This is a genomic window from Ruegeria sp. CE6 (assembly GCF_056537485.1).
The window spans coordinates 331,312-349,282 of sequence record NZ_JBQFRR010000002.1; the positions used below are offsets into that span (position 1 = coordinate 331,312).

Here is a 17,971-nt window from a genome sequence, read left to right on the forward strand (position 1 = left end):
ATGGGCTTGCTGACGAAAGACGAATACGAATCCATCGCTGCGCATCTGGATCTGCCGACGGGCGCTTTCATCGACGGCGGTTATCGCCCCTCGATCTCGGGACAGGTGTTCGACACTATCAATCCAGCCACCGGGGCTGTGCTGACCAGCATTGCTGCCTGCGGATCGGAGGATGTGGATTTTGCGGTCGAAAAGGCGCGAGAAGCCTTTGACGACGGGCGTTGGTCAAAGATGCATCCCTCGGATCGCAAGGACATTCTGATCCGCCTGTGCAAGCTGCTTACCCGCAACGCGCGGGAACTGGCGGTGATGGAGAGCATCGATAGCGGCAAGACCATCTTTGATTGCGAAACCGTTGATGTTCCCGAGACGATCCACTGCCTGAAATGGCATGCCGAGGCGATCGATAAGATCTATGATCAGGTCTCGCCCGCCAGCGATGATCACATTGCCATGGTGGTGCGCGAGCCCATTGGTGTGGTTGGGCTGGTCCTGCCGTGGAACTTCCCTCTGCTTATGCTGGCGTGGAAGATCGGGCCGGCGCTGGCGGCGGGGTGTTCAGTGGTGCTGAAGCCGGCGGCCGAGACTTCTCTGACCGCTTTAAAGGTGGCGGAGCTGGCGTCTGAGGCCGGGTTGCCGCGCGGTGTGCTGAATGTAGTGCCCGGCGGTGGTGCCGAGGTGGGCGAACCCATCGGGCGGCATATGGACATCGACATGGTGTCTTTTACCGGCTCGACCGTAACCGGAAAGAAGTTCCTGAGCTATTCCGCTGAAAGCAATGCCAAGGAGGTGGTGCTTGAGATGGGTGGTAAGAACCCGGCCATCGTCTTGGACGATGCGGAAAATCTGGACCGGGTGGCAGCGCATGTCGTCAATGGTGCGTTCTGGAACATGGGCGAGAATTGCTCGGCCTCGTCGCGGTTGATCGTGCATAAGGACGTGAAGGCAGAACTGCTGGAACGGATCGCGCATCATGCCAAGCACTGGAATGTCGGCGACCCGTTGGACCCAGAGACCCGCATGGGCGCGCTTGTCAGCGAGGGGCATTATTCCAAGGTGTGCGGCTATCTGGAACAGGCCGAAAACGTGCTGATAGGCGGCAAGGCCGACAAGGGTTTTGTTGAAGCCACGGTGGTCGAAGTGCCCGGAAACGATGCCACGCTGGCGCGCGAGGAAATCTTTGGCCCGGTTCTGTCGGTGATCGAAGTCTCTGGCTTTGACGAGGCGATCAGCATTGCCAATGACACCGAGTATGGGCTGTGCGCCTCGATCTTCACGGCCAACGCCAAACGCGCGATCCGTGGCGCGCGGGCGATCCGGGCGGGGACTGTCACGATCAACAGCTTTGGTGAAGGGGATATCACCACACCCTTTGGTGGCTACAAGCAGTCAGGGTTTGGTGGCCGGGACAACTCGGTTCACGCCCATGATCAGTATACCCAGCTGAAAACCATCTGGATTGATCTGGCCGATGACGAAGATGAGGCGGTAGATTGACGATCTACACCGCCAAACGTTTACCCCGGCAAACCGGCGTGGCAGGATGGAATGCCATCCTGCCTCTGCAGCAAGACCTGCCTCGGCTTGAGCAAGACCAGACCGCAGATGTGACCATCATCGGCGGTGGTTTTGCCGGGCTGTCCGCAGCGCTGAGGCTGCATCAGCTTGATCCGGCGCTGAAGGTTGTGGTGCTTGAGGCTGGGCGCTTTGCGGAAGGCTCTGCCGGGCGCAACTCGGGGTTCATGATCGATCTGCCGCATGACTTGGCCTCGGACAATTACGCCAGCGATGGGCTGGAGGCAGATCGGGCCACAATCGCGCTGAATCGCCAGGCGATTTCCTTTGCGACCCGGGTAGCCGCTGAGTGCGACCTGTCGCCGGAGATGTTCGACCCGTGCGGCAAGATCAACGCTGCTGCGACCGCAGCGGGTGATCGGCACAACGCAGACTACGCAGTGCATTTGGCGCGATTGGGAGAGCCCCACGAGCTTTATGATGCACAGCAGATGCAGGCGCTGACAGGCAGCCCGCATTACACATCTGGTCTGTTTGCGTCCGGGACGGTGATGATCCAGCCAGCAGCCTATGTGCGGGCTCTCTCAACGCATCTGGCTGGGCGGATCGGTGTTTATGAAAACTCTGCCGTGACCGGGTTTCGCAAACAAGGCGGTGGCTGGGCGGTCGAGACCGAACAGGCGCGGGTTTCGACGGGGCGGATCGTGATGGCAACGAATGGTCACCTGGAGAGCTTTGGATTTTACCAGCGGCGTCTGATGCACATCTGCCTCTACGCGTCGATAACGGAACCACTGACGCCAGATCAGATCGCCACGCTGGGCGGACAGCCACGCTGGTCAGTAACGCCAGCGGATCCGATGGGCACTTCGGTCCGGCGGGTTTCGGGCAGTTATGGGGATCGCATTCTGATCCGGACCTGTTCAAGCTTTCATCCTGAAATCCACAGCGGCGACAGCCATTTGAAACGGGCAGGCGCGGTGCACGATCGTAAGTTTCAGGAGCGATTTCCCAACTTGCCGAATGTACAGATGCAGCACCGTTGGGCTGGGATGCTGTGCCTCAGCCGCAATGGCTCGGCCGCGTTCGGTGAGATCGAGCAGGGTGTATATGCCGCCTGCTGTCAAAACGGATTGGGTATAGCGCGAGGAACACTGCAGGGAATGGGTGTGGCAGAGCTTGTGCTGGGGAAAGACTCCCAGATTGCAGATCATTTTCTGGCGCAACCGATGCCACCGCGTTTACCACCCGAGCCCTTCGCATCGGTTGGGGCCAATGCGTATCTGCGCTGGAAAGAGTGGCGATCAGGGGCGGAATAGCTTGCAGGCTGGTCAGGGCAGGCTGAGCTTTGCCATCCGTCCGCCATCGATCGTGTAAATTTGACCGGTGACAAAACCCGCTTCCTCGGCTGCCAAGAAAGCGACCAGTGCGGCGACTTCTTTCGGGTCGCCGGTGCGGCCAACGGGATGAATGCGGGCGATATCCCGGCGGAATGCGCCGGGGTCGTTCATGCTCTCGATGAAATCGATGTTGAGGTCTGTGTCGATCCAGCCCGGTGCCACTGCATTGCAGCGAATGCCTTCTGCTCCGTGATCCACGGCAACCGCGCGGGTCAGCCCATGCAGCCCGGCCTTAGAGGCGCAGTAGGCGGCGTGGCCGGGGTTGCTGCCCAACCCCTCGACCGAGCCGATATTGACGATGCTGCCCTTGGTTTTGCGCAGATGTGGCAGTGCAGCCTGGATCAGCAGGAACGGGGCGGTCAGGTTGACCATGAGGTTGCGTTGCCAATCTTCAAGCGGCATGTCGTTGACGGAAGCCTCCTGCATCATGCCTGCATTGTTGATCAGTACGTCCAGCTGGCCCGCGCTGTCCACAACCTGCTTGATGATCTGCGCCGGGCTTTCCGGGTTGGCAAAATCCGCTGGGATAGAGGGGAACTCATCATCTTTACCGCGCTGCGCAGTGTAGACATTTGCCCCTTCTTCGCGCAGCCGCCGGGCGATGGCTTGTCCGATGCCACTGCGGCCACCGGTCACGAGCGCTGTTTTTCCTGCAAATCTTTTCATTGCACCGGCTTGCCCCCATTCACTTCGACCAGAGCACCACACATGTAGCGCGCCGAATCCGAGGCGAGAAAAAGGATCACTTCGGCTATATCTTCGGGTTCGGCGATACGCCCTAAAGGCACCGACTTCCCAAGCTCGGCAATCGCCGTATCAGGATCGAACCCACGTTTGGCAAAGCCCGAACGCAGCATCGGTGTGTTCACCTCGTTCGGGCAAACGGCGTTGATGCGGATGCCCTGATGGGCGTGATCGTGCCCCATGCATTGGGTGAGGCTGGCAATGCCCGCTTTGGTCATGCAGTACACCGCATGATCCGGGCCAGGTCGAAGGCCCCAGCACGAGGCAGTGTTCACAATAGCACCGCCACCCGCCGCCGCCATGATTGGAATCGCAGCGCGGCAGATACGGAAAGGGGCCTCGACATTCACTCCGACGGACAGGGCCCAGTCCTCATCGGATGTTTCAGTCACCGGGCCGCGGGTGATCACGCCTGCATTGTTGATCACGATATCAAGACCACCCAGCGCCTGATGCGCGGCCAAGGCCAGCCCGTCGCAATAGTCGGGATCGCGCAGATCGCCGGGCAGATGCGCCTCGGCTTCAAGGCTGCCCACATCGCGGTCAGCAATAGCCACACGCGCGCCTTCGGCCCGCAGCTGGCTGACGATGGCGGCCCCGATCCCGCCCGACGCCCCTGTGACGAGTGCGGTTTTTTCAGCGAACCTCATTCGTCTACCTCCCCGGGATTTAGTAGGACTGGTTCAGCTCATCCGCAGCCGGTATTTCACGCTCGCGCCGGGCGATGTAATCCAGCAGCTCTTCGTTCTTGGCGATATCGAGCGTTGGTTCCTGATACTCGGCCAGCAGCTTGCGGGCGTGTTTGAGCGCGCGTTCGGTGATTTCAACACAACCCTCAGCCTGCCATTGTTCGATCGAGTTGTTGTCGAACATATCCGGCATGAAGAATGCGCTCTGGAAATTGTCCTGCGTATGCGGATGCCCAAGGTAGTGCCCGCCCGGACCGATATCACCGACTGCCGAAACGGCCTGATCGAAATCGCCCCATTTCGGGCCCTCGGCCATGCGATAGGCCATGGCGCATTGTTCCGCGTCAACGATGAACTTGGCGGTCGAGCAGTGCATCCCGGCCTCGTTCCAGCCCGCCGAGTGCCAGATGTAGTTCGCACCAGCATGGATGACCGCCTGCAAGGTGGTGGCAGATTCATAGCCTGCCTGCGCGTCGAAAGTTTTCGCCCCACCCAGTGTGTTCGAAGTGCGCCATGGCACGCCGTAGTGCCGCGCCATCTGGCCGATCATGAAGTTCATCAAGCTGATCTCGGGCGTGCCTGCCATCGGTGCGCCGGATTTCATCGAGACGGTCGACAGGTAGTGCCCGTAGATCGCGGGCGCGCCCTTGCGGATCACCTGCGTATAGGCCAGCGCGCTGAGCGCCTCGGCATTCAGTTGCGCCACCGTGGCGGGGACGCTGGCGGGCGTATTGGCCCCGCCCAGAACGAAGGGCGAGCACAACACCGGCTGCTTCCGGCGACAGAAGGCGCGCATCGCGCCCAACATGGTTTCATCCCAGACCAGCGGCGAATTGCCGTTGCAATTGCCAGTGGTGACCGGGTGATCTTCAAGGAAATCCTCGCCGAACAGGATGGCGCACATCTCCATGACATCTTCGGCATTCTTGGGGCTGGTGGTCATGCCCATGAAGGTTTTGTCAGAGTGCTTCATTGACGAATAGGTAATCCGCAGATGCCGCTGACTGATCGGGTGATCATAGGGCTCCACGATGTGATGGGCCGAGGAATGCAGCGCGGGCAACATATGGCTGAGCTTGTGGAACATCGCCAGATCGTCCAGCGTCGGGTTGCGGCGCACATCTTCCAGATCGCGCAGGAAGGGCGCACCGGTCATCGGCACGAAGATCGAGTGTTTACCGCCCAGCCGCACGTTCTTTTTCGGATCGCGCGCGTGGTAGGTGAAATCTGACGGAATGGTCGCGATCAACTCGCGCACCAGACCGCGATCCAGATAGACGAGCTCGCCTTCTACCTTGGCACCAGCCTTCTTCCAGTCTTCCAGCGCGATGGGGTCACGGAACTGAACGCCTACGTTTTCCAGAATATCCATCGAGGCCGCATCAATGCGTTCAACCTGTGCGCCGTCCATCACTTCGCATAACGGAATGCCGCGGGTCAGCCCTGGCAGCATCTCGAAGTTTGGAGCGGTGCGCATGGCGCGCCGGGCAGAGCGCCCTCCGGTACGTGTGACTGTGGCAGTTCTGGTCATATGGTGCCTCCTTCCGGTTCAGAGTGGAACGGAAAGGGTGAGGTCCACATGCAGGAATGCGAAAGACTGTTGCGAAATGCGACGTTGGGGTTTCGTCAAATAAACGGCAACTCGAAGGAGGTTCACTAAAGCATCTCAAACGCATCTTTGTGGGAGTTTGTGTTTAACATCACGCAATGGCAGCGAAGCAGACGATGGGGCCAAAGAATTGCGGCCAAAAGTGACTAGTCCGCCCGCAGACTGTATTCTGGTTAATGTATCGGCACCATTCGAGACGGGCTTAATCCATGTGGGAGCGGGGCATTAGGAACTCTCAGCAACCAAATCTGATCGTAAGGAGCGTGGCAAAAGCTGCCCTGTCTGTGCGGGTGAAACTGCTGATGGCGTTTTTGGGTATCACCTTGTTGCTTTTGGGATTGGCGCTTTTTGCGGTGTCGGCCTTGCAGCAATCGAACAGGCGTGTCGATGCGATGATCCATGATCAGGAGAGGATTGCATATTTCAACGAAATCCATTTGGCGCTGAGCGAGTTGAACCTGATGAACTTGTCCTTGGTCATCGATCAGACGCCCGGGGACGACTCGGACGAAATTTTTGCATTTTCAACCGGCAATTTCATCGGTCAGATCGAGAACCTGCAACATCACATTGCGCAAGGGATACGTCGATTCCTGCAGGCGGGCAGCAAAGAGTTCCAAACCATTGATGAAATCCGCGCAGATTTGGGCGACATCAAAACCAAGGCCGCCGCCATGGTGCGGTTTCGAAGAGACGGAGACATGCAGAATCTCGCCGAATTGGGATTGGATCAGATTTTTCGTCAAGTTCGTTCACTGCAAAGCGATGCGTATAATCTTGTGCAGGGCGCCGAAGCAGAGATGCGTGACCGGGCAAATAGGAATGCCGAAGTTTACCAATCGACGCGCAAAATGGTCGTGGCGGCGGCAACAATTGCAATGGGGGCAGCCCTTTTTCTTGGCTACGCAATCTCTTCGTCACTGATCTGGCCAATGCGCCGAATCGGCCAAACACTTAGCGTTGTCGCCGAAGGAGATTTCGCGGCGCGAGTTGATGTCCCCAATCGCGACGAGCTTGGCAAATTGGCAAACGACGTGAATGCAACAAGTGCGCGTCTGGGTGATCTTTATGAACAGGTAGAGACCCAGCGAGCCGAATTGGAAGCCGAATACGACCGGTCGGAAAAGTTGCTTTACAATCTGCTGCCAGAAGACATTGCGGTAAGATTGAAGCTTGAGCCAGACCAGACTATCGCTGACAGTTTGCCCAAGGTTGCAATACTATTCGCTGATATCGTGGATTTCACGCCACGGGCATCGAAACTGCCGCCGGAAGATGTAGTCGGGTTTCTGAACAAGATCTTTCGTCTATTTGATGAATTGGCCGACAAACACGGATTGGAAAAGATCAAGACAATTGGTGATGCCTATATGGTCGCGGCAGGTATGCCGTCTCCGGTCGGCGACCCGGTGCATCGCGTCGCCGAGATGGCTCTGGACGTGCAACGGTCGGTTGCGGAAATGTCACCTGATTTTCCGGATGGGCTTCAAGTAAGAATCGGACTTCACGCAGGGCCTGCTGTCGCCGGTGTCATTGGAAACCAGAAGTTGTTCTATGATGTTTGGGGGGAAACGGTGAACACCGCCAGCCGGATGGAGAGCCACGGTGAACCGGGGAGGATCCAGGTAACGGGTGCCGCAAAAGAGGAGCTTGAAGCGGACTACGACTTCGAACCCCGAGGCGTGGTGGAGATAAAGGGATTGGGTTCTGTGAAAACGTGGTTCTTGATCGGTTCTAAAACCAAAAGCTGACCACTACGTCTCGACCTAATTAATCTGCCACTTCTACTTCAATGGACGGCCACCCGGCGGCGACCGCCCAATTTGGATCAGCCCAATTGAACCAGTGCGTGGCGCTTCTTGCCCGCGCTCAGCTTGATCGGCGATGACAACGCGCCTGCGTCGATCATCAGTCCCGCATCAGTCAGCGGGGCGTCGTCCATTTTGGCGCCGTTTTCGGCGATCAGGCGCTTGGCCTCTTTGCCGGATTTGGCGAGGCCGGATTTGACGATCAACTGCACGATGGACATGCCGTCACCCAGCTCTGATGCGCTGAGGGTCAGGGTCGGGAGGTCTCCGCCAACGCCGCCCTTTTCGAACACCTCGCGCGCGGTCGCCTCGGCGGTTGCAGCGGCTTCTGCACCGTGCAGCAGAGTTGTGACTTCGTTGGCGAGGCGAATTTTGGCCTCGTTGATCTCGGACCCTTGCAGCGCGGCCATGCGGTCGCATTCGTCCACCGGAAGCTCGGTGAAGATTTTCAGGAACCGGCCCACATCGGCGTCGGTCGTGTTGCGCCAGAACTGCCAGAACTCATAGGCGCTCAGCATGTCGCCGTTCAACCAAACCGCACCGCCCTGTGATTTGCCCATCTTGCGGCCATCGCTGGTGGTCAACAGGGGGGTCGTGAGGCCATAGATCTCGTGATCCAGCACCCGGCGGGTTAGGTCGATGCCGTTGACGATGTTGCCCCACTGGTCCGAGCCGCCCATCTGCAGAACGCAGTTATACCGGCGGTTCAGTTCGAGGAAGTCATAGGCCTGCAGGATCATGTAATTGAATTCGAGGAAACTCAGCGACTGTTCACGATCCAGCCGCGATTTCACGGATTCAAAGCTCAGCATCCGGTTGACCGAGAAATGCCGCCCGATATCGCGCAGGAAATCGAGGTAGTTCAGGCTGTCGAGCCATTCGGCATTGTTCAGCATCAGCGCGCCGGTCTCGCTGTCATCGTAAGACAGGTATTTCGAGAACACCTGCTTCATGCCTGCGATATTGGCGTCGATCTGTTCAGGGCCCAGCAGGGGGCGTTCATCCGAGCGGAACGAGGGATCGCCCACCTTGGTGGTGCCGCCGCCCATCAGGGTAATTGGCTTGTGGCCGGTTTTCTGCAACCAGCGCAGCACCATAATGTTCATCAGGTGACCTACATGCAGCGACTGTGCGGTGGCGTCATAGCCGATATAAGCCGTCTGCACCCCAGAAATCAGAGCGTCGTCAAGGCCTTGATAATCGGTGCAGTCGGCGAGAAAGCCGCGCTCGATCATCGTGGCGATGAAATCCGATTTGGGGTGGTAGGTCATGACGCTCAACAGGCCTTGTGTTCTGGCCCTCTCTGCAAGGGCTGGTGTAAGTCATAGGTCAGTAATTTCAAAACCAGACCCGCTTGGTCGCACGACGGAAGGTACATTCATGCGACTGGCCTTCTAATTCCCTAAGTCTCGCGGAATGTCCAGTCATTGGCGAGCAAGTGCAGTCCGTACTGAAAGAATCTTGCGGATAAGCTTTCTGAGGGAAACGCGAAGAAATAACGCATAGCGAAACACAGAATATCGCGTCAGTCTTTGAAGCGTACCAAGTCCTGCCGGATAACCTCTGGTTCTAGCGTGCAGTGTGTCTGGACAGAAGCGGCTTTTCATTCTTGATGTGGCGTTCAATCAGTTGCTTTTGCAGCTTCCCGGATGGGATCGGGCAGGCGGGCTTGGGGGCAAATTCCAGTTCTGCTATCTCGGGGAATATGCTCAGGATTTCTGTTCGTGCTTCTGGACTGATGGCCTTGAGCACTTCCGGTCCGGTAAACAGGCTTTCCGATGGTGCGCCTTCGGCATAGACTACCTCGTGCTGTCCAAAAAGAAGGTGAAAATACTCGACGCTCTGGGCATCCTGGTCGATGAAAATACCGGGCAGCGAAGTCAGATTGACGGCGGGTACCAGAACTTCGGAAGTCCTGAACATACGCTCGACAATCTTTGAAGACACCATCATCCGGTGCTGCCGGGACACCACAAGATCACGCTGAGGCAAGCCCAGACCTAACGCTCCGGCGCTGATACGAACCGGGCGCAGTTTGGGGTTTGCGGCCAGTTCCGGGGCAGATATCGTACGGCGAAACACCCGCAGCAGGGTGGCAAATCCGGGCCCATCACCTGTGGGTTCAAACACTTCGATCTCATCGCTGGCTTTCAGATCCTCGACCGCCTTATGACCACCCCTTACCCGAATATTCGTGCCACTGGTGAAACAGGGAACAAAGTCGTCAACGGGCAGATTTACGACTGGACTGGCGAAGGCACCGTCACCCAGTGCCGTGATCGTCAGTGTTGTGTTGAGCGGGGGGACATCCCCCAAAAAGCCGATGAAAAACCCTTGCTCGGCTCCGCCGCCAAACGCGCCGTTGCCGCTGGAATCATAGTCGAAAACGCCAATCGTGTAGGTATTGGTGCCATCCGTGACTATGTAATTGTAGTCCCAGGCAATTGCATTCCCCAGATAGGTTTGCGTGGGGTCGTCTGGGAATTCGTTGTTTACACCGTCTCCCTCGATGGTGTTGGGGTCAACACCATCAGTAATTTCGATCGTATTGTACGCGGAGATCTGAAATGTCGTTCCAACGCCGCCGAATTGGGCCTGGTTCGTGGTCAGAGTCGTGTCCGTCCGAAATGCACCGTATATGTTTGGCATAAACCCTGTTCAGGCCAATTCACTGCCGCTTTTTACTAAGCGGTATGAACCTACTCACCCGTCCTCAATTTGTTGTCTGTGCTTTGCTGCATATTAGTATCTCATCTATAAGCATTGGTGCAACATTTGCGATTATCCGGGGTTTTGAGCCTGCGCTTTTATTGCACTGAACATCCCAAAATACCGGCCATTATTCAGTCGCTTTGTTTCAATGAAAATCTGACGAAGCTGAGCTATATGGAATGATCGTAGGTGCTTCAGACCAAGTGGAACACTGAAACCGGCGACGGGCATTCTTGGGAGAGCTTGGCACCTGCTGTAGCGATCTGCGAACATGTGGTAATGGACTTTGTACAGCTCTTTCATGAGCACTCGGAACTGCGCTGCGTTTGGGAACGCCTTGTCGCCTTCATTCGCGGTCTCGTACCTTTCGGAACTCTGTAGCGGCGCACGGTACAGGCGGGGGCAGAGGCAAGGAAAAGGCACCTTTTCCAAGAAAAATGAAGCTCGCGCATGATGTGTCTTGCCTTGGCTTTGCATTACCGTGCAGGTTGTGCTCAGAACCCGGCGAAACGGGTGGAGAGACGCAATACGAGGTCGGCGTGGGCAGGGTCATCAGCAAATCGGGGGCGATCAGAGCGTTGGGGGCCATGTCGGGCACATCGCTGGACGGTGTGGACGCTGCGGTCGTTGAAACCGATGGGCAGCAGATATTCGGCTTTGGTCCCAGCGGGTATCGCGCTTATTCCGAAGAAGAGCGTGCCACACTGCGCGCGGCGCTGGGGCTTTGGCATGGACCAAAGGTTGATATTTCGGCTGAATTGGTGACCCGGGCACATGCCGAGGTTCTTTCAGAGTTCGAAGAGGTCGATCTGATCGGCTTCCACGGTCAGACATTGGCACATGAGCCGCGTGGGCGTGGCACGTTACAGGTGGGTGACGGGCTGGGTCTGTCGCAGGCTTTGGGGCTGCCGGTGGTCTGGGATTTTCGCAGCGATGATGTGGCGCTGGGCGGAGAGGGTGCGCCTCTGGCCCCGTTCTTTCATTTCGCCTGCGCCAAATGGATCGGGGCGGAAGAGCCGCTGTGTTTCCTCAATTTGGGCGGTGTTGGGAACCTGACCTATGTTGACCCGTCTTTTGACGGGCCTGAAGCGCCAGGGGCGTTGCTGGCTTTCGACACCGGACCTGCCAACGCGCCGGTTGACGATCTGATGCAGGCGCGGTTGGGGTTGCCGATGGATCGGGACGGCGCGCTGGCCCGAGAGGGTACGGTCGAGACCGGCGCACTGGAGCTGTTTCTGGCCGAGCCCTATTTCAACCGAATGCCGCCCAAATCGCTGGACCGGAATGATTTCTCGGAAATGATCGGTCTGGTGACCGAGCTGAGCGATGCGGATGCGGTGGCCACGTTGACCGGGATGAGCGCTGCGGGTGTGCTGCAGGGGATGGAGCATTGTCCCAAGCCGCCTGTGCGCATGCTGGTTACCGGTGGCGGACGTCACAACCCAGTGCTGATGGAAATGCTGCGCGTGTCGCTGGATTGCCCGGTGGAGCCGGTTGAGGCGGTTGGGCTGGACGGAGACATGCTGGAAGCGCAGGCCTTTGCCTACCTTGCCGTGCGTGTGGCGCGGGGATTGCCGACCTCTTGCCCGGGTACCACCGGGGTAAGTGCGCTGGTCGGGGGCGGTGTCGTGTCGTCTCCGGCGAGGGGTGTCGTGGTGAGCGGGTAGGGGGCTCTGCCCCCGTCGCTGCGCGACTCCCCCGAGGTATTTTTGGCCAGATGAAGGGACGGATCTAGCGATTTAGGGCACGCGCGTAATCCAGGGTGAATTCGGTGTAGCCGTCCGAGGTGGATTGCAGGTGTGCCTGGGTCCAGCGGTGGAAGGCTGGAAGGTGGTGGAAAGGCACGTTTGGAAAGGCGTGGTGTTCCGCGTGGTAGGGCATGTTCCAGGCCAGAAATCGGATCATTCGATTGGTAAAGGTGGTACGGGAGTTTTCGAGCATATTTGCCACCGGCGGGCAGAGGCCGTGTTCAGCCAGCAGGTATAGGCGCAGAAAAGGCTGGCCGATAAGGGCGGGCAGAAGCCAGAGCCAGAACAACAAGGGGCTGAAGAACAGGCTGAGTGCGGCCAGGGCATATAGTGTGGACAATATTCGGGCTTCGGTTCGTATGGCGTGGTGCTGGCGGGTTGGCAGGTAAGCGGGGCCAATCCTGCCGCGCGCGTTGTCGGTCAACACACGAGCCATACCCGTCCAATATGGCCAGCCGCTGAGATAGATCGCAAGGCTGCGCCAGTTTTCGGGGCGGGGTTTGCCGCCAAGTTCTGGGTCTTTGGTCGGGTGGTTTGTCCATTTGTGATGGGCAAGGTGAAAGTAGCGAAACCATGTGAACGGCAGGCAGATGGGAATTGAGACAAGGTGCCCAACCGCTTCGTTGATCCAAGGGGTTTTGAACGGCGTCTTGTGGGTGCATTCGTGGCTGAGCGTAAAGAGGAAAACCAGCAATAGGCCTTGCGGCAGGAGCAATAGTGGCCAGAGGGGAACCTGTAGGATGATACCGGTGCTGGTTGCTGTCAAAGCGCCGAAATAGATCGCTAGATGTCTGAGACCTGCCGTGTCTGATCGCTGTTGCAGCCTGTCCTTGGTCTCGGGCGGGATCGCGGCGATCAGGGCGCGGTGGTCCATGGAATTACACTCCTGGAATATCAAAGCCGGGTGGCGCGAGTTCAAACCCGTCAAATTCAAATCCCGGTGAAACAGTGCAACTGACTAGCGTGTAGTCTCCACTGCTGCGCGCCGCCTGCCAATGGCCCTTGGGTACAATAAGCTGCGGTGCGCCTTGGGTCAGATCAGGTGTCAGGATGTGGTCTTTGGCAGGGCCTGTATCGGAGGCGCTGAGCGAGAGGATCAGCGGAGCGCCGGAATGGTAGAGCCAGATCTCGGTCGCATCTACCTTGTGCCAGTGGCTGCGCTCACCCTTTGCCAGCAGGAAGTAGATGCAAGTGCCGGTGGCACGGCCGGGATTGTCGGCACGCCAGGTCTCTTTGAACCAGCCGCCTTCGGGGTGCTGCTGCAGGTTCAGGTGTTGGATGATGTCTTGCGCGGTCATGGGAGCCTCGGGTCTGTTTGTGGGATTATGCACGCACGCGCACGATCTGCTATGGCAATTGTGTATGCAGAGCATATGTTTGCCGCATGACTTTGATGATCCCGTTTGACAACAGCTATGTTCGCCTGCCGGACACCTTCTTTGCGCGGCAGGGGCCTGTGCCTGTGCGTGCACCAAAGCTTGTTGCCTTCAACAGTGATCTGGCGCGACTGTTGCGGATTGCGCCGGGCGACGTTGAAGAGATGGCGCAGGCTTTTGCGGGCAATACTGTGCCCGAAGGGGCCGAGCCGCTGGCGCAGTTATATTCCGGGCATCAGTTTGGCACCTATAACCCTCAGCTAGGAGATGGGCGCGCGGTTTTGTTAGGTGAGACGGTCGGAGTCGACGGGATTCGGCGGGATATTCAATTGAAGGGCTCAGGGCAGACACCGTTCTCGCGCCAAGGAGATGGACGTGCCTGGCTGGGGCCGGTTTTGCGCGAATATGTGGTTTCCGAGGCGATGCATGCGCTGGGCATTCCCACCACGCGCGCCTTGGCAGCGGTTGAAACCGGAGAGATCGTGCTGCGCGAGGGTCCGATGCCCGGGGCGGTATTGACACGTGTGGCGCAGAGCCATTTGCGGGTGGGCACGTTTCAGGTGTTTGCAGCGCGAGGGCAGATAGAGAGCCTGCAACGGCTGACTGAATATGCCGTTCAGCGCCACTATCCTGAGGCGGACGGGGCTATGGGTTTGTTGCGCGCGGTTCGGGATGCGCAGGCCGGGTTGATCGCTCGATGGATGAGCGTGGGTTTCATTCACGGGGTCATGAATACTGACAACAGCTCGATCGCCGGTGAGACGATCGACTATGGCCCATGTGCGTTCATGGACAGCTATCACCCGAATACAGTCTATAGCTCGATCGACCGGATGGGGCGGTATGCCTACTCGAACCAGCCTGAGATTGCGGTTTGGAATCTGGCGCAGCTGGCGACGGCCCTAATTCAGCAGTTTGAGGACAAGGACGCAGCTGTCGAAGAGGCCACCGAAATTGTCCATGCCATGCCTGCGTTGATGCAGGCACATTGGCTGGAACGTTTCAGGGCCAAGATCGGATTGGTTCGGGCAGAGGAGAGGGATCTTGAAATGATCTCGGACCTGTTGACGCGGATGGCGCAGAATCAGGCGGATTTCACAAACACGTTCCGCGCGCTGGGCAGCGACCGCGCGCGAGACCAGTTTGCCGACCCGGCGGCTTTTGACGAATGGGCAAAGGGGTGGCAGGAACGCTTGGCGCGTGAGGATGCGCCTTCGGACGTGATGGCTGCGGCCAATCCGGCTTTCATTCCACGCAATCATCGGGTGGAGCAGATGATTCAGGCTGCGGTGCAGGGCGATTACGCACCGTTCAATCGACTGAATGAAGTGCTGTCACGGCCGTATGAGGATCAACCAGAATCAGCTGACCTGATGCGCCCTCCGGCGAAGAACGAGGTCGTACACGCGACATTCTGCGGTACGTAACAAAGAGACGGTTTCTTATGAAGAAACCGAGCCTGAAACTTTTGAAGTTTCAGGTTTCGAGGCTATCGGGGCGTGTCTGCAAAGGGCTCGGCGATCACCTGACACGCATCTTCATAGACAATGTAGCCGATCCGGTCTGATCGCAGAGTATCGATCTGGTATCCGTTTTCTTTGAGCAGTGCGACCATCTCATACGACTTGCCCAAAACCTCATTGGCTTCGGGTTTGAACCAGCTGAGGCCTTTGGTATTGCGCTGAAAGGCGCCTTTAGATTTTGTCCTGTTGAAACGATAGGGGATTTCAAGGTTTTCCCGGAACCAAGCCAGCAGCGCCTCAATTCGATCGAATGTGTATTTATCCAGCGCGGCAGTGTCGCGCAGGTGGTAGGCCGCGCAGAAGAACCCCTGACGCGCGTCCATATCTTCTATCTTGATCGGATGGACAAACCTTATGAACATGATCGTGAAGGTGGCCGAGGGGCTGCGCGGGCTCAAGGCCGTTTTGCACAAATGTTAGCGGAGCAGGCGGCGCGTTGCCATTCAGCGCTGGGTTCAGCTTGCACTTGTCCGACCAGTTGGCGATCTTGGGTTAAATCAGTTTAAGTGTGCCGATGACCTACCGCTCGACCTTGCGCCTTGCCAGTTACAACATTCAGAAATGCGTGGGACTCGATTTCCGGCGGCAGCCGCAGCGGATATTGCAGGTCATCGAAAGCATGCAGGCCGATATCGTTGTTCTGCAGGAGGCGGACAAACGATTGCCGCCCCGTCCTGCCGCTTTGCCACATTTCATGTTGGATGAGGCCGGGTGGCAGATCGTGGACCTGGGCGGTGCCGGTAGTCTTGGTTGGCATGGCAACGCGGTGATCTGGCGTGGGGACGCCATTCAGGTGCGTCAGGCAGGTCATCATGATTTGCCGGGTCTGGAGCCCCGCGGCGCCGTGCGGGTCGAGTTTGATACGCAGATCGGGCCTTTACGGGTGATGGGCATGCATCTTGGGCTTTTGCCGGCGTCGCGACGCCAACAGATCAGTCATATCCGTCGATGTGATTCTGATCTGGAACACATGCCCACCGTCTGGGCCGGGGATTTCAACGAATGGTCACGCCAGCCTGTTCTAGATCATTTGGCCCCGGACATGCGGTTTCTTCCTCCGGTTCCAAGCTTCCCGGCCGCGCAGCCATTGGGGGCACTGGACAGAATCGCGGTGGGGCAGGGGCTTGAGGCTGCACTGCACGGGGTGCATGATGCGCGGCCCGCGCATATCGCCTCGGATCATTTGCCGGTCTGGGCCGATCTGCGACGCATCGCCTGACCGCAAAATCGTCTGTGGCGCAGGGCGCGTAGACATATTAAGACAGAACACCGAACAGTCCCGGGGGTCACCATGTCCGACACGATTATCGCCCGTTGCGAAGCCAAGGGCCTGCGCATGACCGGCCAGCGGCGGACCATTGCACAGGTCTTGCAACAGAGCGAAGATCACCCGGATGTAGAAGAGCTTTATGCCCGTGCTTCAGCCGAAGATGCGGGAATTTCGATCGCGACAGTCTATCGTACCGTGAAGTTGTTCGAAGAGGCCGGGATACTTGAGCGGCTGGAGTTCGGCGACGGGCGCGCGCGATACGAAGATGCAGAGCGTGATCACCACGACCACCTGATCGACATGCAGTCAGGCGAGGTGATCGAGTTTGTCGACCCTGAGATAGAAGCTCTGCAAGAAAAGATTGCGGCCAAGCTTGGCTACAGGCTGAAAGGCCATCGCCTAGAATTGTACGGCGTACCGTTGGAAAAAGACTGACACATCACGAAAATCGATCGGTCGGTGAACGCGATTTCATCGAACATGTCGTAATACTGCTTGCGACGTCGCAAAGGTTACGGTTTTGCTGCCGGAAAGGTCCGCCTGTCAGCGGCCTGTTCCAATGGAAACGCGCATGAACAACGTAAACGGCATTTTGCTGATCATCGGCTCGATGGCAGCCTTCGCGCTTGAGGACATGTTCATCAAGCATCTCTCGGTCAGTGTGTCGACCGGGCAGATCATGATCGCATTGGGTCTGATCTGCGGGGCTGTGTTTACGCTTATGTCTATGGCGACACGCAAACGCATCTTCGACCCGGTCGCGTGGCAACCTTTGCCGCTGATCCGTGCCGGGACCGAAGCCTTTGGTGCGCTCAGCTTCGTGACCGCGCTGTCACTTGTTGATCTGTCGACTGTGGCGGCGGTTTTTCAGGCGATGCCTCTATTTGTCACGATGGGGGCAGCACTGTTTCTGGGTGAGCAGGTCGGTTGGCGCCGTTGGAGCGCCATCGGGATCGGCTTTGTCGGCGTCTTGATGATCATCCGCCCCGGGTTCGAGGGATTCCAGCCGGAATCATTGTTTGTTTTGGTATCGGTCGTTGCGATCGCGGCACGTGATCTGATCACACGCAGGTTGGATGTTCGTGTGGCCTCGTCGGTCGTCGCATTGCAGGCCTATATCGGAGTGGCGCTGGCTGGTGCGGCCCTTATGGTGTTCACAGCACAGCCCGTTGTGCCGCTGCAAGCTGCGCAGATCGGGCCTTATCTGGGTGCCATTGGGTTCGGCGTATTGGGCTATTACGGTATCGTAACCGCGATGCGGATTGGCGAAGCCTCAGCGCTGACGCCGTTTCGGTATACACGGTTGGTGTTCTCGATCACGGCCGGGATGCTGATGTTTGGCGAACGCCCCGACAGCATGACGTTGGCCGGTGCCGGTCTGATTATCGGATCAGGTCTGTATACTTTCATTCGAGAACGCCAGCTGGCGCGGGCATTGGCAGTGGCCTAAGCGCCCGCGACCTGTTGGCGCAAACAGCAAACTGTTAGCCCTAAAGGCTGAAAAATATAAGTGTTAGCGATAACGGAAACGGTTTACTTTTCGCCGCGTGCTGGTATGAGGCATGCAACCGTTGGCA

General features: G+C 57.9%; 16 protein-coding genes. 8 read left to right on the forward strand and 8 right to left on the reverse strand.

Annotated features, from left to right (window positions below; translation table 11 throughout):
* The gene (locus ACR0DK_RS10105; protein WP_480735989.1) at positions 1-1,497 is read left to right on the forward strand and encodes an aldehyde dehydrogenase; all 1,497 of its coding nucleotides are present in this window, start codon (positions 1-3) and stop codon (positions 1,495-1,497) included.
* A complete protein-coding gene (locus tag ACR0DK_RS10110) occupies positions 1,494-2,834 on the forward strand; it encodes an NAD(P)/FAD-dependent oxidoreductase (protein ID WP_480735991.1) in 1,341 nt (446 codons plus the stop codon). The genes ACR0DK_RS10105 and ACR0DK_RS10110 overlap by 4 nt, the downstream gene beginning before the upstream one ends.
* Before the next feature lie 12 nt (positions 2,835-2,846).
* Here ACR0DK_RS10110 and ACR0DK_RS10115 read toward each other — a convergent pair whose 3' ends face one another.
* Genes ACR0DK_RS10115 through ACR0DK_RS10125 form a run of 3 tightly spaced genes read right to left on the reverse strand, consistent with a single transcriptional unit; the run spans position 2,847 to position 5,879 of the window.
* Positions 2,847-3,581 carry an SDR family oxidoreductase gene (locus tag ACR0DK_RS10115; RefSeq protein WP_170817861.1) on the reverse strand — a complete coding sequence of 245 codons (735 nt, stop codon included), beginning with the start codon at positions 3,579-3,581 and terminating at the stop codon, positions 2,847-2,849.
* Positions 3,578-4,309, reverse strand: coding sequence for an SDR family NAD(P)-dependent oxidoreductase (locus tag ACR0DK_RS10120; RefSeq protein ID WP_480735994.1), 732 nt, complete (start codon positions 4,307-4,309; stop codon positions 3,578-3,580). Before ACR0DK_RS10120 ends, ACR0DK_RS10115 begins: the two co-directional genes overlap by 4 nt.
* A 19-nt stretch (positions 4,310-4,328) precedes the next feature.
* A complete protein-coding gene (locus tag ACR0DK_RS10125) occupies positions 4,329-5,879 on the reverse strand; it encodes a trimethylamine methyltransferase family protein (protein WP_480735996.1) in 1,551 nt (516 codons plus the stop codon).
* Positions 5,880-6,220: 341 nt separating this feature from the next.
* On the opposite strand from ACR0DK_RS10125, the gene ACR0DK_RS10130 reads away from it, so the two are divergent.
* Positions 6,221-7,708, forward strand: a complete 1,488-nt coding sequence (locus tag ACR0DK_RS10130) for an adenylate/guanylate cyclase domain-containing protein (RefSeq protein ID WP_170422077.1) — start codon at positions 6,221-6,223, stop codon at positions 7,706-7,708.
* A gap of 77 nt (positions 7,709-7,785) precedes the next feature.
* Here the strand turns inward: ACR0DK_RS10130 and tyrS are convergent, their stop codons facing one another.
* Positions 7,786-9,036, reverse strand: coding sequence for a tyrosine--tRNA ligase (tyrS, locus tag ACR0DK_RS10135; protein ID WP_170611148.1), 1,251 nt, complete (start codon positions 9,034-9,036; stop codon positions 7,786-7,788).
* Between the two features lie 298 nt (positions 9,037-9,334).
* Positions 9,335-10,414, reverse strand: coding sequence for a Hint domain-containing protein (locus tag ACR0DK_RS10140; protein ID WP_480735998.1), 1,080 nt, complete (start codon positions 10,412-10,414; stop codon positions 9,335-9,337).
* A 650-nt stretch (positions 10,415-11,064) separates the two neighbouring features.
* On the opposite strand from ACR0DK_RS10140, the gene ACR0DK_RS10145 reads away from it, so the two are divergent.
* Positions 11,065-12,144, forward strand: a complete 1,080-nt coding sequence (locus ACR0DK_RS10145) for an anhydro-N-acetylmuramic acid kinase (protein WP_370644450.1) — start codon at positions 11,065-11,067, stop codon at positions 12,142-12,144.
* 64 nt (positions 12,145-12,208) lie between these two features.
* On the opposite strand, the gene ACR0DK_RS10150 is transcribed toward ACR0DK_RS10145, so the two are convergent.
* The gene (locus tag ACR0DK_RS10150; protein WP_480736000.1) at positions 12,209-13,099 is read right to left on the reverse strand and encodes a fatty acid desaturase; all 891 of its coding nucleotides are present in this window, start codon (positions 13,097-13,099) and stop codon (positions 12,209-12,211) included.
* A 4-nt stretch (positions 13,100-13,103) separates the two neighbouring features.
* Positions 13,104-13,523 carry a cupin domain-containing protein gene (locus ACR0DK_RS10155; RefSeq protein WP_170509491.1) on the reverse strand — a complete coding sequence of 140 codons (420 nt, stop codon included), beginning with the start codon at positions 13,521-13,523 and terminating at the stop codon, positions 13,104-13,106.
* An 86-nt stretch (positions 13,524-13,609) separates the two neighbouring features.
* Here ACR0DK_RS10155 and ACR0DK_RS10160 point away from each other — a divergent pair, with 86 nt between their 5' ends.
* The gene (locus tag ACR0DK_RS10160; protein ID WP_480736002.1) at positions 13,610-15,028 is read left to right on the forward strand and encodes a protein adenylyltransferase SelO; all 1,419 of its coding nucleotides are present in this window, start codon (positions 13,610-13,612) and stop codon (positions 15,026-15,028) included.
* Between the two features lie 62 nt (positions 15,029-15,090).
* Here the strand turns inward: ACR0DK_RS10160 and ACR0DK_RS10165 are convergent, their stop codons facing one another.
* On the reverse strand, positions 15,091-15,522 hold the full coding sequence (locus ACR0DK_RS10165; protein WP_480736004.1) for a hypothetical protein: 432 nt from the start codon (positions 15,520-15,522) through the stop codon (positions 15,091-15,093).
* A 116-nt stretch (positions 15,523-15,638) separates the two neighbouring features.
* Between ACR0DK_RS10165 and ACR0DK_RS10170 the strand changes: the two genes are divergently transcribed.
* The 3 genes from ACR0DK_RS10170 to ACR0DK_RS10180 all read left to right on the forward strand — a co-directional run bounded on the left by ACR0DK_RS10170 (position 15,639) and on the right by ACR0DK_RS10180 (position 17,844).
* Positions 15,639-16,343 (forward strand): endonuclease/exonuclease/phosphatase family protein, encoded by a 705-nt coding sequence (locus ACR0DK_RS10170; RefSeq protein WP_170396721.1) that lies wholly within the window; start codon positions 15,639-15,641, stop codon positions 16,341-16,343.
* A 72-nt stretch (positions 16,344-16,415) separates the two neighbouring features.
* Entirely contained in the window at positions 16,416-16,829 is a 414-nt protein-coding gene (locus tag ACR0DK_RS10175; RefSeq protein WP_170396723.1) for a Fur family transcriptional regulator, read from the forward strand.
* 136 nt (positions 16,830-16,965) lie between these two features.
* Positions 16,966-17,844 carry a DMT family transporter gene (locus ACR0DK_RS10180; RefSeq protein WP_170422062.1) on the forward strand — a complete coding sequence of 293 codons (879 nt, stop codon included), beginning with the start codon at positions 16,966-16,968 and terminating at the stop codon, positions 17,842-17,844.
* Positions 17,845-17,971: the final 127 nt, after the last annotated feature.